This is a genomic window from Bradyrhizobium sp. IC4059, from assembly GCF_020193615.1.
Lineage (GTDB): Bacteria > Pseudomonadota > Alphaproteobacteria > Rhizobiales > Xanthobacteraceae > Bradyrhizobium > Bradyrhizobium yuanmingense.
Window position 1 is genome coordinate 318,201 of record NZ_JADYVH010000003.1, and the last position, 15,884, is coordinate 334,084.

The 15,884-nt window shown below is 62.1% G+C and carries 15 protein-coding genes; 8 read left to right on the top strand and 7 right to left on the bottom strand.

What is annotated here, in order from left to right; translation table 11 throughout:
* Positions 1-5: 5 nt before the first annotated feature.
* The 3 genes from I6F12_RS11755 to I6F12_RS11765 are packed head-to-tail and all read left to right on the top strand — an operon-like array spanning position 6 to position 2,417.
* Positions 6-758 (top strand): amino acid ABC transporter permease, encoded by a 753-nt coding sequence (locus tag I6F12_RS11755; RefSeq protein ID WP_225156568.1) that lies wholly within the window; start codon positions 6-8, stop codon positions 756-758.
* Positions 759-796: 38 nt separating this feature from the next.
* Positions 797-1,531: an amino acid ABC transporter ATP-binding protein gene (locus I6F12_RS11760; protein WP_225125194.1), complete on the top strand. Its 735-nt coding sequence runs from the start codon at positions 797-799 to the stop codon at positions 1,529-1,531.
* 40 nt (positions 1,532-1,571) lie between these two features.
* Positions 1,572-2,417 carry an ABC transporter substrate-binding protein gene (locus tag I6F12_RS11765; protein WP_225125196.1) on the top strand — a complete coding sequence of 282 codons (846 nt, stop codon included), beginning with the start codon at positions 1,572-1,574 and terminating at the stop codon, positions 2,415-2,417.
* A gap of 106 nt (positions 2,418-2,523) precedes the next feature.
* Here I6F12_RS11765 and I6F12_RS11770 read toward each other — a convergent pair whose 3' ends face one another.
* Positions 2,524-3,420: a LysR substrate-binding domain-containing protein gene (locus tag I6F12_RS11770; RefSeq protein ID WP_225156326.1), complete on the bottom strand. Its 897-nt coding sequence runs from the start codon at positions 3,418-3,420 to the stop codon at positions 2,524-2,526.
* 108 nt (positions 3,421-3,528) lie between these two features.
* Here I6F12_RS11770 and I6F12_RS11775 point away from each other — a divergent pair, with 108 nt between their 5' ends.
* From I6F12_RS11775 to I6F12_RS11795, 5 genes are all read left to right on the top strand, one after another.
* Positions 3,529-4,278, top strand: coding sequence for an SDR family oxidoreductase (locus tag I6F12_RS11775; RefSeq protein ID WP_225125200.1), 750 nt, complete (start codon positions 3,529-3,531; stop codon positions 4,276-4,278).
* A 24-nt stretch (positions 4,279-4,302) separates the two neighbouring features.
* Positions 4,303-5,142 (top strand): transketolase, encoded by an 840-nt coding sequence (locus I6F12_RS11780; RefSeq protein WP_036008392.1) that lies wholly within the window; start codon positions 4,303-4,305, stop codon positions 5,140-5,142.
* Positions 5,139-6,149 (top strand): transketolase family protein, encoded by a 1,011-nt coding sequence (locus I6F12_RS11785; protein WP_193374973.1) that lies wholly within the window; start codon positions 5,139-5,141, stop codon positions 6,147-6,149. The genes I6F12_RS11780 and I6F12_RS11785 overlap by 4 nt, the downstream gene beginning before the upstream one ends.
* Before the next feature lie 178 nt (positions 6,150-6,327).
* Positions 6,328-7,353 carry a TRAP transporter substrate-binding protein gene (locus I6F12_RS11790; RefSeq protein ID WP_225156328.1) on the top strand — a complete coding sequence of 342 codons (1,026 nt, stop codon included), beginning with the start codon at positions 6,328-6,330 and terminating at the stop codon, positions 7,351-7,353.
* Positions 7,350-9,242, top strand: coding sequence for a TRAP transporter large permease subunit (locus I6F12_RS11795; RefSeq protein WP_225156330.1), 1,893 nt, complete (start codon positions 7,350-7,352; stop codon positions 9,240-9,242). The genes I6F12_RS11790 and I6F12_RS11795 overlap by 4 nt, the downstream gene beginning before the upstream one ends.
* 45 nt (positions 9,243-9,287) lie before the next feature.
* On the opposite strand, the gene I6F12_RS11800 is transcribed toward I6F12_RS11795, so the two are convergent.
* From I6F12_RS11800 to I6F12_RS11825, 6 genes are all read right to left on the bottom strand, one after another.
* Complete coding sequence (locus I6F12_RS11800) at positions 9,288-10,178, bottom strand: SMP-30/gluconolactonase/LRE family protein (RefSeq protein WP_225125206.1); 891 nt, start codon at positions 10,176-10,178, stop codon at positions 9,288-9,290.
* A gap of 31 nt (positions 10,179-10,209) precedes the next feature.
* On the bottom strand, positions 10,210-11,310 hold the full coding sequence (locus I6F12_RS11805; RefSeq protein WP_036008379.1) for an ABC transporter ATP-binding protein: 1,101 nt from the start codon (positions 11,308-11,310) through the stop codon (positions 10,210-10,212).
* Positions 11,311-11,320: 10 nt separating this feature from the next.
* A complete protein-coding gene (locus I6F12_RS11810) occupies positions 11,321-12,160 on the bottom strand; it encodes a carbohydrate ABC transporter permease (protein ID WP_225156332.1) in 840 nt (279 codons plus the stop codon).
* Complete coding sequence (locus I6F12_RS11815; RefSeq protein ID WP_225156334.1) at positions 12,157-13,083, bottom strand: sugar ABC transporter permease; 927 nt, start codon at positions 13,081-13,083, stop codon at positions 12,157-12,159. Before I6F12_RS11815 ends, I6F12_RS11810 begins: the two co-directional genes overlap by 4 nt.
* Before the next feature lie 58 nt (positions 13,084-13,141).
* Positions 13,142-14,578, bottom strand: a complete 1,437-nt coding sequence (locus I6F12_RS11820) for a sugar ABC transporter substrate-binding protein (RefSeq protein WP_036008375.1) — start codon at positions 14,576-14,578, stop codon at positions 13,142-13,144.
* 480 nt (positions 14,579-15,058) lie between these two features.
* Positions 15,059-15,871 carry an FCD domain-containing protein gene (locus I6F12_RS11825; RefSeq protein WP_051056938.1) on the bottom strand — a complete coding sequence of 271 codons (813 nt, stop codon included), beginning with the start codon at positions 15,869-15,871 and terminating at the stop codon, positions 15,059-15,061.
* Positions 15,872-15,884 lie beyond the last annotated feature (13 nt).

A 15,884-nucleotide genomic window follows, 5' to 3' on the forward strand; every position in this document is an offset into this window, starting at 1 on the left:
TGTCGCTGCTCCCGAGCATGATCGATATCGTCAGGGACAACTGGCTGTTGCTGCTCGTCGGCCAGTATCCGAACGGCCCGCTTGGCGGCATCGCGGCCACCCTCATTCTCTCTGTCCTCGGCATTGCTTTGGCGTTTCCGCTGAGCGTAGCGATGGCACTCGCCAGCCTGTCGCCGTGGCGCGCGCTGCGCTGGCCGGTCATGGCCATGGTCTACATCACCCGCGGCGTGCCGCTGCTGCTGATCATCCTATGGGTCTATTTCGTGCTGCCGCTCTTGATCGGTCATAGCGTACCGGCTTTCGCGACCATGCTGGTCACGCTGGTCGGCTATGAAGCCGCATTCCTGAGCGAGATTGTGCGTGCCGGCATTCTGGCGCTGCCACAAGGTCAGATGGACGCCGCCCGCGCGCTCGGACACAGCCATCTCGGCGCGATGCGCTACGTGATTCTGCCGCAGGCGCTGTTCAACATGATCCCGAGCATCCTCAGCCAGTTCGTTTCCACCATCAAGGAGACCACGCTCGGCTACATCATCAACGTCCCGGAGCTCACCTTTGCAGCCGGCCAGATCAACAACCGCTTGCTGACCAAGCCGTTCGAAGTCTACTTCATCCTTGCCATCAGCTACTTCATCGTTTGCTGGAGCTTGACGCAGGCCATCAACATGATCGAGCGGCGGATTGCCGCGCGCCGAACCGTAAGCGTGGCTGCCGAGTCTGCAATGCCTGCCACAGCCGCAAGCGCATCAGGGGCATGACCATGTCCCGTGAGACACCATCCGGAGATGCCGATCCGATGATCAAATTCATCGCTGTCCACAAGTTCTTTGGGGCGCTCGCCGCGCTGACCGACGTCAACGCCGAGGTCAAGAAAGGCGAGGTGGTAGTGGTCTGCGGGCCATCCGGTTCGGGCAAGTCGACGCTGATCCGCACCGTCAACAGGCTCGAGGAAATCCAGTCCGGCTCGGTGCTGTTCGAGGGCAAGGACGTCCACGCCAAGCTGCGTGGCTCCGCGCTGAACCACCTCCGGAGCCGCATCGGCTTCGTCTTCCAAAGCTTCAACCTGTTTCCGCACCTGAGCGCGCTCGACAACGTCATGCTATCACCGATGAAGGTGAACGGCGTCAAACGCAGCGACGCGCGCGAAACGGCGCTTCGGCTATTGGACCGCGTAGGCCTCTCGGCCAAGGCGCAGAACTACCCCGCCCAGCTCTCCGGTGGACAGCAGCAGCGCGTCGCAATCGCGCGAGCGCTCGCCATGGAGCCGCCGGCGATGCTGTTCGACGAACCGACCAGCGCGCTCGATCCGGAGATGGTGGGCGAGGTGCTCTCGGTCATGCGCAGGCTTGCACGTGATGGAATGACCATGATGTGCGTGACCCACGAGATGAATTTCGCGCGCGATGTCGCCGACCGTGTTTGGTTCATGGACGCCGGAAGGGTGCTCGAGACGGGAGCTCCGGGCGACTTCTTCCGCTCACCACAGCATCCGCGTGCACAGCGCTTCCTATCGGACCTGCACACCCGATGACCATATTGCCTTGATGTGATCAACCAGAAGGAGAGTACGAATGTCTTTCAAGAACCGTTCGATCGGCTTGGTGGCAGCGCTCACAGGCCTTGCCGGGATCGCGTCGATGGCGTGCGCCGACCAGCTCTCGGACATCACGCAGCGCAAGGAACTGCGCTGCGGAACCTTCGCGGACGTACCACCGTTTGCGGCCCCTGATGCCAAGACGCGTGAGATGGTCGGCTTTGACGTCGACCTCTGCAAGGCCATCGCCCAACGCTGGGGCGTTGTCGCCAAGATCACTCCGCTCTCGGTCGAGGCGCGCGTGCCCGAGGTCAAGCTCGGTCACGTCGACATCACGGTGGCGAACCTCGCCTACACGCTGGGACGTGCCGAGCAGATCCAGTTTTCCGATCCTTATTATATCGCCAAGGAAATGCTGGCAGTAAAGGCGAGCGACCCCGGGACCGCCAAAGCCGACTTCAAGGGCAAGCGGCTGGCGTCGACCAAGGGATCGACGTCGGAACTCGCGATCAAGATGAACGAATCCGACCCGCTGACTTTCGTCGATACTGGTTCGGCCTTCATGGCCGTTCAACAGAACAAGGCCGTCGGAATGGTCGCGAATACCATGACCATTACCAAGCTCGTGAACCAGTCCAAGGAGGCCGGGCAGCCGCTAAAGATGATCGAGGAGCCGATGGTCCTGCAGCCGATCGGCGTTGGCATGAAGAAGGACGAGCCGGCGCTGCTCGCGAAGATCAACGAGACCCTACTCGCGATGGACCGGGCCGGCGAGATCAACCAACTCTGGGACAAGTGGCTCGGTCCGAGCACCGAGTTTAAGATGACACGCACCGACAAGGTCGCGCCGCTCAGCCAGTTGAAGTTCACGCCTCTCCCATGATTTTGAGTTGGCCATTCACATCGATTGGAGCAGGTTTTATCCCGACTAGGGGCCCGTCGCTGCTCTTTCGCCGGCGTGTGTCCTATCGAACGTGCTGCGAAGAACTTCAGCGCGGGGAAATGGCATGTTCGCCATCGAGTTGCGCCATGAGCCAATCTGCAAAGGCTCGTACCGCAGATCTCTGTCGGCTGGCGCGCGGGTAGATCAGGCGATGGCCGACGTAGCGGATATCGTTGGCGCGTCCTGCCAGCGGCGCAACCAATCGCCCGCTCGCCAGTTCGCGTTCGGCCAGAAGCGTTGATTCTAACGCTACTCCCAATCCCTCCGCTGCCGTTGCGATTGCCAGAAAGCTGCGATCAAACCTCATGCCGTGCAGGGCGGGGGCTTCCAATCCGTTGGCGGTAAACCATTGGTGCCATTGCACCTGCTTCACGTCGGAGCGGATCAGCGTCTGATCGAGAAGGTCGGCAGGCTTCCTGATCGATTTTGCGAGAGCAGGGGAGCAGAGCGGGGTGACCGTCTCCTCGGGGAGAGGAACAACCTCCACGCCCTCCGCGCGCGGCGGCCCGTAGACGATATCGATATCGAAATCATCGTTGCTGAAGCGAGCGTAGTCCGTGCTCGCAGCCAGCCGCACTTCGAGCTTCGGATAGGCGGCGAAAAATTGTGCGAGGCGTGGTGCCAGCCATTGCGCAGCAAAACTAGGTGCCGAATGGACGCGCACCAATTGTGGTCCGCGCGCGGCGACTTCCTCGAGGCCACGGCGAAGCTGATCGAAGGCCGCTCCCGTGTGACGCATCAGATTTTCGCCGGCCGGCGTGAGCCGCACTGATCGCGCGCTGCGTTCGAACAGAACGGTGCGGAGCGTGTCCTCCAGCTTGCGGATCGCATGACTGACCGCACTCGGCGTCAGGTGAAGCTCATTCGCGGCATCACGGAATGATCCCGTGCGAGCAGCGGCTTCAAAGGCGCGAATTGCCGATATCGGGATATTCGACAGCATTCCATAAGTGAACCAGATTCATCGATCCGTGACAACTGTGCGTTTGTCTGCTGCGCCTCCGCGGTTCATTCTTGGGCTGCCAAGGGAAAAAATTCGCGGGAGGAACTGATGCTGCTCAGCACTAAGGCGGCCATCATTTCGGGCGCGGCATCGCCGCGCGGCATCGGGCTTGCCACGGCACGGCGGTTCGCCGCCGAGGGCGCCCGCGTCGCCATTCTCGACGTTGACGCGAGCGCGGCGGCGGACGCCGCGGCGTCGCTTGGCACGTCCCACATTGGGCTGCGATGCGACGTCGCCGATAAATCATCCTGCGAGCAGGCCGTCGCTCGCGTGATGGAAGCCTTCGGGGGCATCGATATTCTCATCAACAACGCCGGCATCACCCAGCCGGTCAAGTTCCTGGATATCTCGCCGGCAGATTGGGATCGCATTCAGGACGTCAATCTCAAGGGCATTCTGTTCCTCTCCCAGGCGGTGATCCCGCACATGCGCGCACGCAAGTCCGGATCGATCGCCTGCATGTCCTCGGTTTCGGCCCAGCGCGGCGGCGGAATCTTTGGCGGCCCGCATTATTCGGCGGCCAAGGCTGGCGTGCTCGGTCTCGCAAAGGCGATGGCCCGTGAGTTCGGCCCGGACGGCATCCGCGTCAATTGCGTGACGCCGGGCCTGATCGGCACCGATATCACCTCGGGCAAGCTGACCGACGAAATGAGGGCGAAGATCCTGGAAGGCATTCCGCTCAATCGCCTCGGCACGGCAGACGACGTCGCCGGCATCTACACCTTCCTGGCTTCGGATCTCTCCGCCTACGTGACTGGTGCCGTGATCGACGTCAACGGTGGCATGCTGATCCACTGAGCCAGCAAGACAAGGTCCAGATCGATGGAAACGCTGACCAACACGCCCAAGCTGACGGACCGCGCCTATAACATTCGCCGCAATGCGCTGCGCATGGGCGAGGTCCAGGGGCAAGGCTATATCGCACAGGCGCTGGACATCTCCGACGTCCTTGCCGTGGCCTATTTTCACGCAATGCGCTACCGGCCGGAAGATCCCTCCTGGGAAGACCGCGACCGCTTCCTGTTATCAAACGGGCACTACGCCATCGCGCTTTATGCGGCTTTGATCGAGGCGGGGATCGTCCCCGAGGACGAGCTCGAAACCTATGGCAGCGACGAGAGCCGCCTGCCGATGTCTGGCATGGCGTCCTACACGCCGGGAATGGAAATGTCGGGCGGCTCGCTCGGGCTTGGGCTCAGTATCGCCGTCGGCATGGGCCTGGGGCTCAAGCGCAAGAAATCCGAGGCGCGGGTGTACACGTTGTTCTCCGACGGCGAGCTCGACGAGGGCTCGGTCTGGGAAGCCATCCAGTCGGCGGGCCATTACAGGCTCGATAATCTGATCGGCATCGTCGACGTCAACAATCAGCAGGCGGACGGTCCTTCGACGCAGGTGATGGCGTTCGAGCCGCTGGTCGAGAAGCTTCAGGCTTTCGGCTGGTTTGTGCAGCGGATCGACGGCAATGATCTCGATGCCGTGGTTGCGGCATTCGATGCCGCCAAGTCTCACCCAGCGCCCAAGCCGCGCATGATCGTCGCCGACACGCTGATGGGCAAGGGCGTTCCTTTCCTGGAGCAGCGCGAAAAGAACCATTTCATCCGGGTCGAGCAGCACGAATGGCAGCTCGCGCTGGCCGCGCTGGAAGCCGGGAGGCAGGCATGAAGACCGTCAGATCAGCACCCCAGCCGGGCAAGCCGCGCCTGACGACCTCAGCCATGATCGCTTCGATCGCGGCGGAGGGGCAGAAGACGAAGCCGGCGCCGTTTGGACACGCGCTCGTCGAGCTCGCGCGCAGCCGTCCCGATGTGGTCGGCATGACGGCCGATCTTGGCAAATACACCGACCTGCACATCTTCGCGAAGGAATTTCCGGACCGCTATTATCAGATGGGCATGGCCGAGCAGCTTCTGTTCGGGGCGGCCTCCGGTCTTGCCGCCGAAGGCTTCATGCCATTCGCAACCACATACGCGGTCTTCGCTTCGCGCCGCGCCTACGACTTCATCCATCAGACGATCGCGGAGGAAGACCGCAACGTGAAGATCGTCTGCGCGTTGCCCGGCCTGACGTCGGGGTATGGCCCGAGTCATCAAGCCGCAGAGGATCTCGCGCTGTTTCGCGCGATGCCGAACATGACGGTCATCGATCCCTGCGATGCTCATGAAATCGAGCAGCTGGTGCCCGCGATCGCGGCGCATCAGGGGCCGGTCTACATGCGCCTGCTGCGAGGCCAGGTGCCGGTCGTGCTGGATGAATACGACTACAAGTTCGAGCTCGGCAAAGCCAAGCTGGTTCGTGACGGGAAGGATGTTCTAATCATCTCATCCGGCATCATGACCATGCGTGCGCTCGAGGCTTTGCAAACTCTGAAGAACGACCGCGTCGATGCTGCGGTGCTCCATGTTCCGACCATCAAGCCGCTCGACGCCGAGACGATACTGCGTGAAGCCGGCAAGTCAGGCCGCTTGGTCGTCGTCGCCGAAAACCACACGACGATTGGCGGTCTCGGCGAGGCGGTTGCCGCACTCCTGCTGCGTTCAGGCATCCATCCGCCGTTCCGCCAGATCGCATTGCCGGACGAATTTCTTGACGCCGGCGCACTTCCGACGCTGCACGACCGCTACGGGATCTCCACCGCCGAGGTCGCAAGGCAGATCAAGCAGTGGCTTTAGCGCACCAGCACTAAGCGCCAGTCACGCCGAATCCGAGTGAAGAGTTCCGCCCGCTGCATGTTGCGGTGGGCGAGCGATGGCTGTTGCCCGAATGCGGGCGGTCGAAGAGCCCGGAGAGCTGAAAGCCAGCGCAGGCTCATGCAGCCGCACAACGTCAATACAGGATCAGGAGGAAAACATGACTGTCTCGAAGCTCGGACGCATCAGCCGCCGTTCGCTATTGGTGGGGGCGAGCGCCGTACCTCTCTGCGCGATTCTGTCCCGTCCAGCGTCTGCCGCCGAGTTCGTCTACAAGTTCGCAACCGGACAGGACGCGACCCATCCGGTGAACGTCCGCGCGCAAGAGGCGATCGACCGCATCCGCGAAGCAACCAGCGGCCGGCTGGAGATCAGGCTGTTCCCGGCCAATCAGCTCGGGTCCGACACCGAGCTGCTGACCCAGGTTCGCAGCGGCGGCGTTGAGTTCTTCAATCAATCCTCCTCGATCCTCGCCACTCTGGTGCCGAGCGCGGGCATCGTGAACACCGGGTTCGCGTTCACCGACTACGACAGCGTGTGGAAGGCGATGGACGGCGACCTCGGCACCTACATCCGGGCGCTGATCGCCAAGACACCGATCATGGCGGTCTCGAAGGCCTGGGACAACGGCTTCCGCCAGGTGACCTCGTCCGGCCGCGAGGTGCGCACCCCGGATGATCTGAAGAATTTCCAGATCCGCGTTCCGCCCGCGCCGCTGCTCACTTCGCTCTTCAAGGCGCTCGGCGCCGGCCCGACGCCGATCAACTTCAACGAGGTCTATTCCGCGCTGCAAACCAAGGTCGTCGATGGCCAGGAGAATCCGTTGCCCATCATCGCGACCGCGCGCCTCTATGAGGTGCAGAGCACGTGCAGTCTAACGGGGCACGTCTGGGATGGCTACTGGATCCTCGGCAACAAGCGCGCCTTCGAGCGCCTGCCCAAGGACGTGCAGGAGATCGTGACGCGCGAGCTCGACCGCTCCGCCGTCGATCAGCGTGCCGACATCGCGAAGCTCAGCCAGTCGCTGCGCAACGATCTCTCGGCCAAGGGCCTCAAATTCATCGACGTCGATCGCGCCGCCTTCCGCCAGGCCCTGGCGAAGACCAGCTTCTACGCCGACTGGAAAGCCAAGTTTGGCAAGGAGGCATGGTCGCAGCTCGAAAAAGCCGCGGGCCAGTTATCATGACCAGCGTGAGCCATACGCCCCACGTCGATGCCGGTATGGCGACCGGTGCGTCTCAAGCGGGTTCGCGCCGCTGGGTGGTCGCGGCGAACAGTATGCTCGGTCATATCGTCGCTGTACCTGCAGCACTGCTCGTGCTCGCGGAAATCGCGGTGCTGTCCGCGGGGATTGTGAGCAGATATGTGTTCCGCTCGCCGATCGTCTGGTCTGACGAGCTTGCCGGCATTCTCTTCCTCTGGCTCGCCATGCTCGGATCGGTGATCGCGTTTCAGCGCGGCGAGCATATGCGGATGACCGCCATCGTCGGCGTCCTCAGTGCGGAAGTTCGCGCATTCCTGGATGTCGTGGCGGCCGCAGCATCGCTGGCCTTTCTCGTGCTAGTGGTCTGGCCGGCCTACGAATTCGCGGCCGACGAAGCCTTTGTGACGACGCCGGCGCTTGAGATCGTCAACAGCTGGCGTGCGGCAGCATTGCCGGTTGGGATCGGACTGATGCTGATCGCAGCGGTCCTCCGACTCATCCGCATCGCGAGCCTGCGCAGCTTGCTAGCTTCGGTCGCAATGGTCACAGGCATCATCGGGGCGTTCGTTCTGCTCGCTCCCGTTTTGAAGCCGCTAGGCAATCTGAATCTCTTGATCTTCTTCGTGTTCGTGGTCGGCGCGATGGTCTTCGCAGCCGTACCAATCGCGTTCGCATTCGGCCTCGCCACGGTCGGCTATCTCGCCCTGACGACCAGTACGCCTGACGTGGTGGTGATCGGACGGATGGACGAGGGCATGAGCCACCTGATCCTGCTCGCCGTGCCGCTCTTCGTCTTTCTTGGCCTCCTGATCGAGATGACGGGCATGGCGCGCGCCATGGTCGGCTTCCTGGCGAGCCTGCTGGGCCACGTGCGTGGCGGACTGCACTACGTGCTGGTGGGAGCGATGTATCTGGTCTCGGGCATTTCTGGGTCCAAAGCGGCCGACATGGCTGCGGTGGCTCCGGTCCTGTTTCCCGAGATGCGGCAGCGCGGGGCCAAGCCGGGCGACCTCGTTGCGCTTCTGGCGGCAACCGGCGCGCAGACCGAAACGATCCCGCCCTCGCTGGTCCTGATCACGATCGGCTCGGTGACCGGCGTGTCGATCTCGGCGCTCTTCACTGGCGGGTTGCTCCCGGGCGTGGTGCTCGCGGTCATGCTCGCGGCCGTGGTCTGGTGGCGATACCGCCGAGAAGACCTGTCTCACGTCAAACGGGCTACCGGCCGGCAAATCGGGCGGACCTTTGTGATCGCGATACCTGCTATCGCACTGCCGTTCGTGATCCGCACGGCGGTCGTCGAGGGCGTTGCGACGGCAACGGAAGTCTCGACGATCGGCATCCTGTATTCGGTCTGCGCGGGTCTGTTCATCTACCGCCAGTTCGACTGGCGTCGCATCTATCCGATGCTGGTCGAGACAGCCTCCCTATCAGGGGCGATTCTGCTTATCATCGGCGCGGCGACAGGCATGGCCTGGGCGCTGACTCAGTCGGGATTTTCCGCATCTCTGGCAAAGTTCATGACCAGCCTTCCCGGAGGTGTTCCCGTCTTCCTGGCCGTGACGATCGTGACCTTCGTGATCCTCGGCAGTGTTCTGGAGGGAATTCCGGCGATCGTCTTATTCGGTCCGTTGCTGTTCCCGATCGCGCGGCAGGTCGGAGTAAACGACGTCCACTACGCGATGGTCGTCGTTCTCGCCATGGGCATCGGCCTGTTCGCGCCGCCGTTCGGCGTCGGTTATTACGCGGCCTGCGCCATCAGCCGCATAAATCCGGACGAGGGCATGAAGCCGATCGTGGGCTATATGATCGCGCTCCTGATCGGCACGCTGATTGTTGCCGCCGTGCCCTGGCTATCGATCGGCTTCCTTTGATAACGGGCGAGGCGCCCTCGCGGAAAACATCGCGCGGGCATCCCGTCAGGCGAATTTCGGCAAATGCAACGGCAGGCCGTCACAGGGCATATCGATCTCCTCGACCTGGCCCTTGCCGACCTCCGTCACCCGTAGCTTTCTGCCCTCGAGCGTAAAGGCGCAATTCGTCGGCTGGGCTCCATCCAGGACCAGACGATCGGCGACCTCACCCCGCCGGTCGAGCACCGTAACGTTCTTCTGGTTGTAGACCGTGCAATAGAGCCGGCCGTCCGTTCCGAAGGCCATCCCGTCCGGCCCTTTGAAGTCCGGATTGGAATCCGGCTGCAGGACGTTTCCGAAGACGACGCGTTTTGGCGCTGCCTCGCCGAGCACGTCATATCGATAGATCTCGCCGGTGAAGGACGCGTTGGCGTAGAGGTGGTTGTCGGGGCCGAAGGCAATGCCGTTGGTGAAGCGGATCTTGCGATCGAGCACGCGGAGCATCTTCATGGCTGCCGGATCGATCTCATACACACGGCCGTCCCAGTCGAAGTCCATATAACCGTCGACGAAGGCCTGGCCGTTGATGAAATCCTCGGCGGCCATTCCGGAGTCGGTCATGTACAGCAATCCGTTCGGACCAAAGCAGAGGTCGTTCGGAAACAGAAAGCGCTCCGCGCCTTTGCCCTGCATGCGCCGGATCTCGTTTCCGCCCTCGTCGATGCAGATCAGGGCCCGCAAACCAGCTTCCGCGATCCAGATGCGGCCGTGGCCATCCGTCGTCAGTCCATTCGGACGGCCACCCGTCGTTCGGATCACGCGGCGATTGCCGCGAGGATCGAGCCGCGTGACGCAAAGGGTCGAGGCGGACATCTCCGTGACATACATCGAGCCGTCGGGCAGGCACACCGGACCCTCCGGCGCACCAATTCCCGTTGCAAACAGTCTCGACGCCATTCATCCCTCCCGTTCTCGAATGTTGCTCTCGTTATGCGATGACCAGGCCGCTGGTCGGATCGATCAGCACCACGCGATTGAGGTCGATGGCGAGGTCGACCTGCTCGCCATGGCTGCTGACGTCGTGGGCCTGCAGCTCGGCAACCGCATCGACGCCGCCGATCTTGATGGTGGTGAAGGTGCGTGTTCCCGTCGGCTGAATGAGATCGGCAGTGGCCGAATAGGAGACCGCGCCTTCGCGCAACGGCCCGCCGGCCCGACTGAAGTGCTGGGGCCGAATGCCGACGAGAATCTCTCGCCTATCCATACTGGCCAGCGGCCTCGCCTTCGCGCTCGGAAGCGTCAGTTCACCGCCGGACTGAAACACCACTGCGGCGTCGCGGCCGTTTGTCTTGAGGGTCGCGGGGATGAGGTTGATCGAGGGAGAGCCGAGAAAGCCGGCAACGAACCCCGTGCGCGGCTGCTCGAACAGCTCGAGCGGAGCGCCTTGCTGCTCGATCTGTCCCTCGCGCAGCAACACGATGCGGTCGGCCAGCGTCATCGCCTCGACCTGGTCATGGGTAACGTAGATCATGGTCGTCGTGATCTCGTGATGTAGGCGCTTGATCTCGGTGCGCATCTCGTCACGCAACTGAGCGTCGAGATTCGAGAGCGGCTCGTCGAACAGGAACAGGTCGGCCTTGCGGACGATGGCGCGGCCGATGGCGACGCGCTGACGCTGTCCTCCGGAGAGCTGCCGCGGATAGCGCTGGAGGAGATTGCCGATGCCGAGCATCTCGGCGGCTTCACCGACCCGCTTCCTGATCTCGATCTCGGGAGTCTTGCGCGCGCGCAGACCGAAGGCGATGTTCTCGCTGACGGTCAGATAAGGGTAGAGCGCATAGTTCTGAAACACCATCGCAATATTGCGCTCGCGCGGGCGCAGATCGTTGACCACCGCGCCGCCGATGGTGATCGTTCCACCATCCGGATCCTCGAGGCCGGCGATGGTTCGCAACAGAGTACTCTTGCCACAGCCGGACGGCCCCACCAGCACGGCGAATTCGCCATCGGCGATGGTGAGATCAACTCCCCTGACTGCATGCACGTTGCCGTAATATTTGTGTACTCCGGACAGCTTGACGTCAGCCACTCCGCTCTCCCTAACCCTTGACTGCGCCCAGCGAGATGCCGCGCACGAGATAGCGCTGCATCACCGAGACCGCGACGAAGATCGGCAACGTCCCCAGGACCGACATCGCCGCGATCTTCGCCCAGAAATTCGATTGGCCGCCGAAATAGTGCGTCAGCATGACCGGAAAGGTGATGACCTCGGTGCGCGTGAGCACGAGTGCGAACAGAAAGTCGTTCCAGGCGAACACGAAGGTGAAGACCGACGTCGCCATGAGGCCGGGGCGAACCATCGGGAAGACGACCTTCCAGATCACCTCCCATCGATTGAGGCCGTCGACGAGAGCGCTTTCCTCGAGCTCCAGCGGCACGTCGACGATGTAGCCGCGCATCATCCAGATCACGTAGGGAAGATTGAAGGCCGTGTAGAGCAGGATCAGCCCGAAATAGCTGTCGACGAGGCCGAAATACACGTAGATCAGGAAGATCGGGAAGACGACCGCAATCGGTGGGATCATGCGCTGGGAGATGATCCACATCGCGAGGTTCTCGCCGCCGGTGCCGAACCTGGCGAGGCTGTAGGCGCAGAGCGTCCCGAGAACGATTGCGAAGCCGGAGCTGACGCCGGCGACGATCAGGCTGTTCAGGATCGCCAGGACGTCGCCATCTTTGAACAAGACGTAATAGTTTGAGAACTGGATCTGTCCGGGAATCCACAAGGGCGGGACGTGATAGATCTCGTCCGCTGTCTTGAACGAAATCATGAACAGCCAGTAAACTGGAAACAGGAACAGCAGGGTCACGACGCAGGCGCCGAGATAGCGGACGGCGAGAATACGGGTTTTTCTGGCCGGAAGCCTGCCGATCCTCATCGCGCAAGCTCCATGCGCTTGAGGACCAGGGTCGTGATCAGCGTCAGCAACGCAATCACCAGGAAGGAAATCGCGGCCGTGTAGCTGGTCTCGAATTGCGAGAAGCCCTGCACATAGGTGTAGAGCGAAATGGTCTCGGTCATCGAGCCCGGCCCGCCTTCGGTGAGGGCCCAGATGATGTCGAAGATGCGAACCAGATCGAGGCCGCGGATCAGGCAGGCGACGGCGATCACTGGCGCGATCGCCGGCAGAACGATCGCGCGAAGTACCCGCAGGTACGATGCCCCATCGATCTCGGCAGCCTCGAGCTGCGACTGGTCCACGTTCGACAGCGCGGCGAGCAGCAGCAGGAACATGAACGGCGACCACTGCCAGACCTCGCAGATGATGATCGCCGGATAGACGAAGGCGGGATTGACGGTCCAAAGGATCCGCACTTGCTCGCCGGCGAAGAAACTCAGAATCTGGCCAATCGGTCCGAAGCGGACGTCGAACATCAGACGCCAGGTCGCGCCCGCGACGATCGGAGAGATCACCGTCGGAAGCACCAGCAGCGCGACGAAGATCTGTCGACCTGGCATGCGGTCGATGAAAAGCTGTGCCATCAGGAAACCGATCAGCAACTCGAGGGGGAGGGCGATCGCCGTGATGATGGCGGTATGACCGAGCGAGGCCCAGAGGCGGGTATCCGTGAACAGCTCCGCATAGTTCAACAAGCCGACAAAGGAGGTGTCGTTCTCGGTCATCGTGATGCGCTGGAAGCTCACGATCAGCGAGTAGACCAGGGGAAACAGGCCGACTAGGAGGAGGATCAGAATGGCCGGCGCGACGATGAGATAGGGCAGGCGGTCCTCGAGCATGCGCCCGAAGCGGCTGGGGTGGCGCTGCTCGGCAGCGTTGAGACTTGCGGAAAGTGTCATCATCAGTCCGGAAAACGGCACCGCACGGGAGGGCGATGCCTCTCGTGCGGTATCCAGTCAGTTATTGCGGGTAGGCGCCGGGCTTTGCGGCCCAGACCTTGTAGACGGCTTTCTGGTTCTCGATGCCGACCTTCGCGGTGATCGCGTCGAATTGTTGTGCCATGCGATCGAGAATGGCCTTGGGATCTTCGCCCGCCCACAGGCTCGAGATCGCCTTGGTCATCGCCTCGTCGTACTTGTCCTGTTGCAGCAGTGAGAGATCGAGCAGGCCCTTCTCGCCCGAGGTCTTGATGGTGTCGAGATAGGCGGCAGCATCAGGCCAGAGCCCGCGGTATTTTTCGCTCGCGTAGTGGGAGAGGCGGAACGGATCGCGCAGCGTATAGGGGAGCTGGACGCGCGCGAGGCTGGTCTTCTTGCTGTTCAGCCACTGGATGAAGAGATACGCGGCCTCCTTGTTCTTGCTGGTGGCCGACACCGACAAGTCGAAGCCGACGCCGAGCTCGGGACGGCCGAGAGGCGTGAGCGCATAGCCGACCTTGCCGGCGACCTGCGATTTTGGCACCCACTTCAGTGCTTCCTCGCCCGAGCCATAGCCCGCGGCCCAGCGGCCGTAGGGCGGCCAGGAGATCGTCATGGCAGTCGTGCCCTGAAGGAATGCGGCGAGATTGTCGACGAAATTCCACTGCTCCACGCCGGGCGGCATGAACTTGTTTTCCGCCAGCATCTGCTTGAACACCTTGAGGCCGACGTCGCCATTCACCGCGGCCTTCATGGTGTCCGCGTTGAAGAACTTGCCACCTTCCATGCGGAAGCGTTCCTGGAACATGTATTGCGGATAGGGCGCGGTACGGAAGAAGCCCGCGCCGTAGACTTTCGGCGCCATTTTGTCGGTGATGAACTGGCCGATTTCGCCGAATTGTTTCCAGTCCTTTGGCGGCGCGAGCTCGTAGGCGAACTTGGCCTTGAACTCGTCCTTCATCTTCGGATCCTCGAAGATGTCCTTCCGGTAGTAGAGCAGCATCACGTCGCCGTCGTCCGGAAAGCCGTAGATCTTCCCGTTATACTGCATCTGGTTGTCCCGATAGGCGGCCGCGATGTCCTGCAGCTCGTCGCGGTAGCCGAACTTGTCGACATACTTGTCGAGGGGCTCGAGCGCCCCGGCGCGTGCAAGATCCGGCATCCAAGATGGGATGACGTTCAGCGCGTCGTACGCTCCGGCGCCCGATTTGAAATCCTGCATGATCTTGGTGAACATCTGGTCGGTCGGCACTTCGACCACCTTCACCTTGATGCCGGTGAGCTTCTCCCATTGCGGCCCGGAATAGTTCAGCGGGTCCAGAGACTGAAGACCGGCCTCCCAGACGATGCTGATCGTTGTACCCGCGTACTTCTTCGCGGCTTCCACCGCTGTGTCGGCTGCATCCTTGTCGGCAGCCGGCGCTGAACCTGCAGCCAGCGCTAGCAGAGCGGCCGCGCCGAGAAACGTCCTGAACTTCATCCCTTCCTCCTCCTCTCTTGGACGTCCGGAGTCCGGCAGAGCCGGCTCCGGAGCGTTTCTCACGTGATCCCTGCCCGGTTAGCCAGCCGCCGGCGTGAACGGACGCTGTCGGCGGCGACCTGCCGAGAGAAACAAATTCATCTATGTCGAGGATTTGCGGTGCAGGCGCATCGCGGGTCCGGGCTTGTTGCCCGCAACCTGAATGGACGCCAGTTGGCGTTGTAGAAGCACGGATCCTCCCCAAAACGCTTGAGAGCGTTGACTTTGGGGCTAGTCTGCGTCGAGGCGGAACTGGCCGACAAATGAGAACTTTGCAAGCATCGGTGAACCGCAGTCACCTATCTGCTGAGGTCTCTCGGAAGCAAAGCGAGCCAATCATGCGGTTGCTAGATCGGGCAGGAGAACAGGCTCACAGGACTGTCCAGACGCAATGCTCGCGCAAGCTCGCGCCGGTGCAATCGTGGCGGAACAGGCCGCGCTTCAGGACAGTGGTCGCGGGCGCGGCGCCATTTCCGAGTCTAGGATCAGTCGGCCGTCGAGACGGCCATCCAACCGCTTCACGTATTCCGAAGCTTCCTCCATATGCGCCTTCATGAGCGCGCGCACGCGCTCGCTGTCGCGTGCACGGGCGGCCTTGGCGATCTCCGTGTGAATCTTGACGTTGGCGCATCCAAATCGCGTGTGCTCTTCCGGAGGCGTCTGGGTGCTGAAGACAACCAGCCGACGGAGCATCTCGTTGATCAGCTCGCATGCGAAGCGCAGGAAGGGATTGGGGTTTGCTGCAGCCAGGATGTCGTGAAAGTCGAGATCCGCCTGGCGTTGACGAACCAGAAGAGACGGCTCCTGCGAGGTAGGCTGGCACGTTTCGATGTTGTGCTCCAGCGCGTCGAGCTGCTCGTTCGACAGAAATGGGACCGAGCCGGCAGCTAGTTCCGGCTCCAGCAAGCGCCGCGCCGCATAGATGTCCTCCATGCTGACTTCCTTGAAGAACAGATAGTTCTGCAACAGCTGAAAGGTGCGCTCGAGCGGGACCTCCATGATCGTCGCCCCGCCGGTCGGCCCGGTGCTGATGGTGATCAGTCCCTGCACCTCGAGGGACTTAAGAGCCTCGCGGATCGTGCTCTTGCTGACCGAAAACAGCCGCTGAAGCTCCTTCTCCATGGGAAGCTTGTCGCCCGGACGAAGGTTCTTCTGGGTGATCAGCTGCTTGATCTCTTCGGTGACGAGATCGGCCCGCTTTTGAATTTTCAGCCGCCCCCCCGGCCGCGGCAATTTTTCCAGTTCGACCGTCATTCCCGAATTCTCC

What these genes read in the sequence shown, in the direction of transcription:
- I6F12_RS11760 (WP_225125194.1), top strand. Translation starts at nt 797, where the DNA reads ATGATCAAATTCATCGCTGTCCACAAGTTCTTTGGGGCGCTCGCCGCG.
- I6F12_RS11765 (WP_225125196.1), top strand. Translation starts at nt 1,572, where the DNA reads ATGTCTTTCAAGAACCGTTCGATCGGCTTGGTGGCAGCGCTCACAGGC.
- I6F12_RS11770 (WP_225156326.1), bottom strand. Translation starts at nt 3,420, where the DNA reads ATGCTGTCGAATATCCCGATATCGGCAATTCGCGCCTTTGAAGCCGCT.
- I6F12_RS11775 (WP_225125200.1), top strand. Translation starts at nt 3,529, where the DNA reads ATGCTGCTCAGCACTAAGGCGGCCATCATTTCGGGCGCGGCATCGCCG.
- I6F12_RS11780 (WP_036008392.1), top strand. Translation starts at nt 4,303, where the DNA reads ATGGAAACGCTGACCAACACGCCCAAGCTGACGGACCGCGCCTATAAC.
- I6F12_RS11785 (WP_193374973.1), top strand. Translation starts at nt 5,139, where the DNA reads ATGAAGACCGTCAGATCAGCACCCCAGCCGGGCAAGCCGCGCCTGACG.
- I6F12_RS11790 (WP_225156328.1), top strand. Translation starts at nt 6,328, where the DNA reads ATGACTGTCTCGAAGCTCGGACGCATCAGCCGCCGTTCGCTATTGGTG.
- I6F12_RS11795 (WP_225156330.1), top strand. Translation starts at nt 7,350, where the DNA reads ATGACCAGCGTGAGCCATACGCCCCACGTCGATGCCGGTATGGCGACC.
- I6F12_RS11800 (WP_225125206.1), bottom strand. Translation starts at nt 10,178, where the DNA reads ATGGCGTCGAGACTGTTTGCAACGGGAATTGGTGCGCCGGAGGGTCCG.
- I6F12_RS11810 (WP_225156332.1), bottom strand. Translation starts at nt 12,160, where the DNA reads ATGAGGATCGGCAGGCTTCCGGCCAGAAAAACCCGTATTCTCGCCGTC.
- I6F12_RS11815 (WP_225156334.1), bottom strand. Translation starts at nt 13,083, where the DNA reads ATGATGACACTTTCCGCAAGTCTCAACGCTGCCGAGCAGCGCCACCCC.
- I6F12_RS11820 (WP_036008375.1), bottom strand. Translation starts at nt 14,578, where the DNA reads ATGAAGTTCAGGACGTTTCTCGGCGCGGCCGCTCTGCTAGCGCTGGCT.
- I6F12_RS11825 (WP_051056938.1), bottom strand. Translation starts at nt 15,871, where the DNA reads ATGACGGTCGAACTGGAAAAATTGCCGCGGCCGGGGGGGCGGCTGAAA.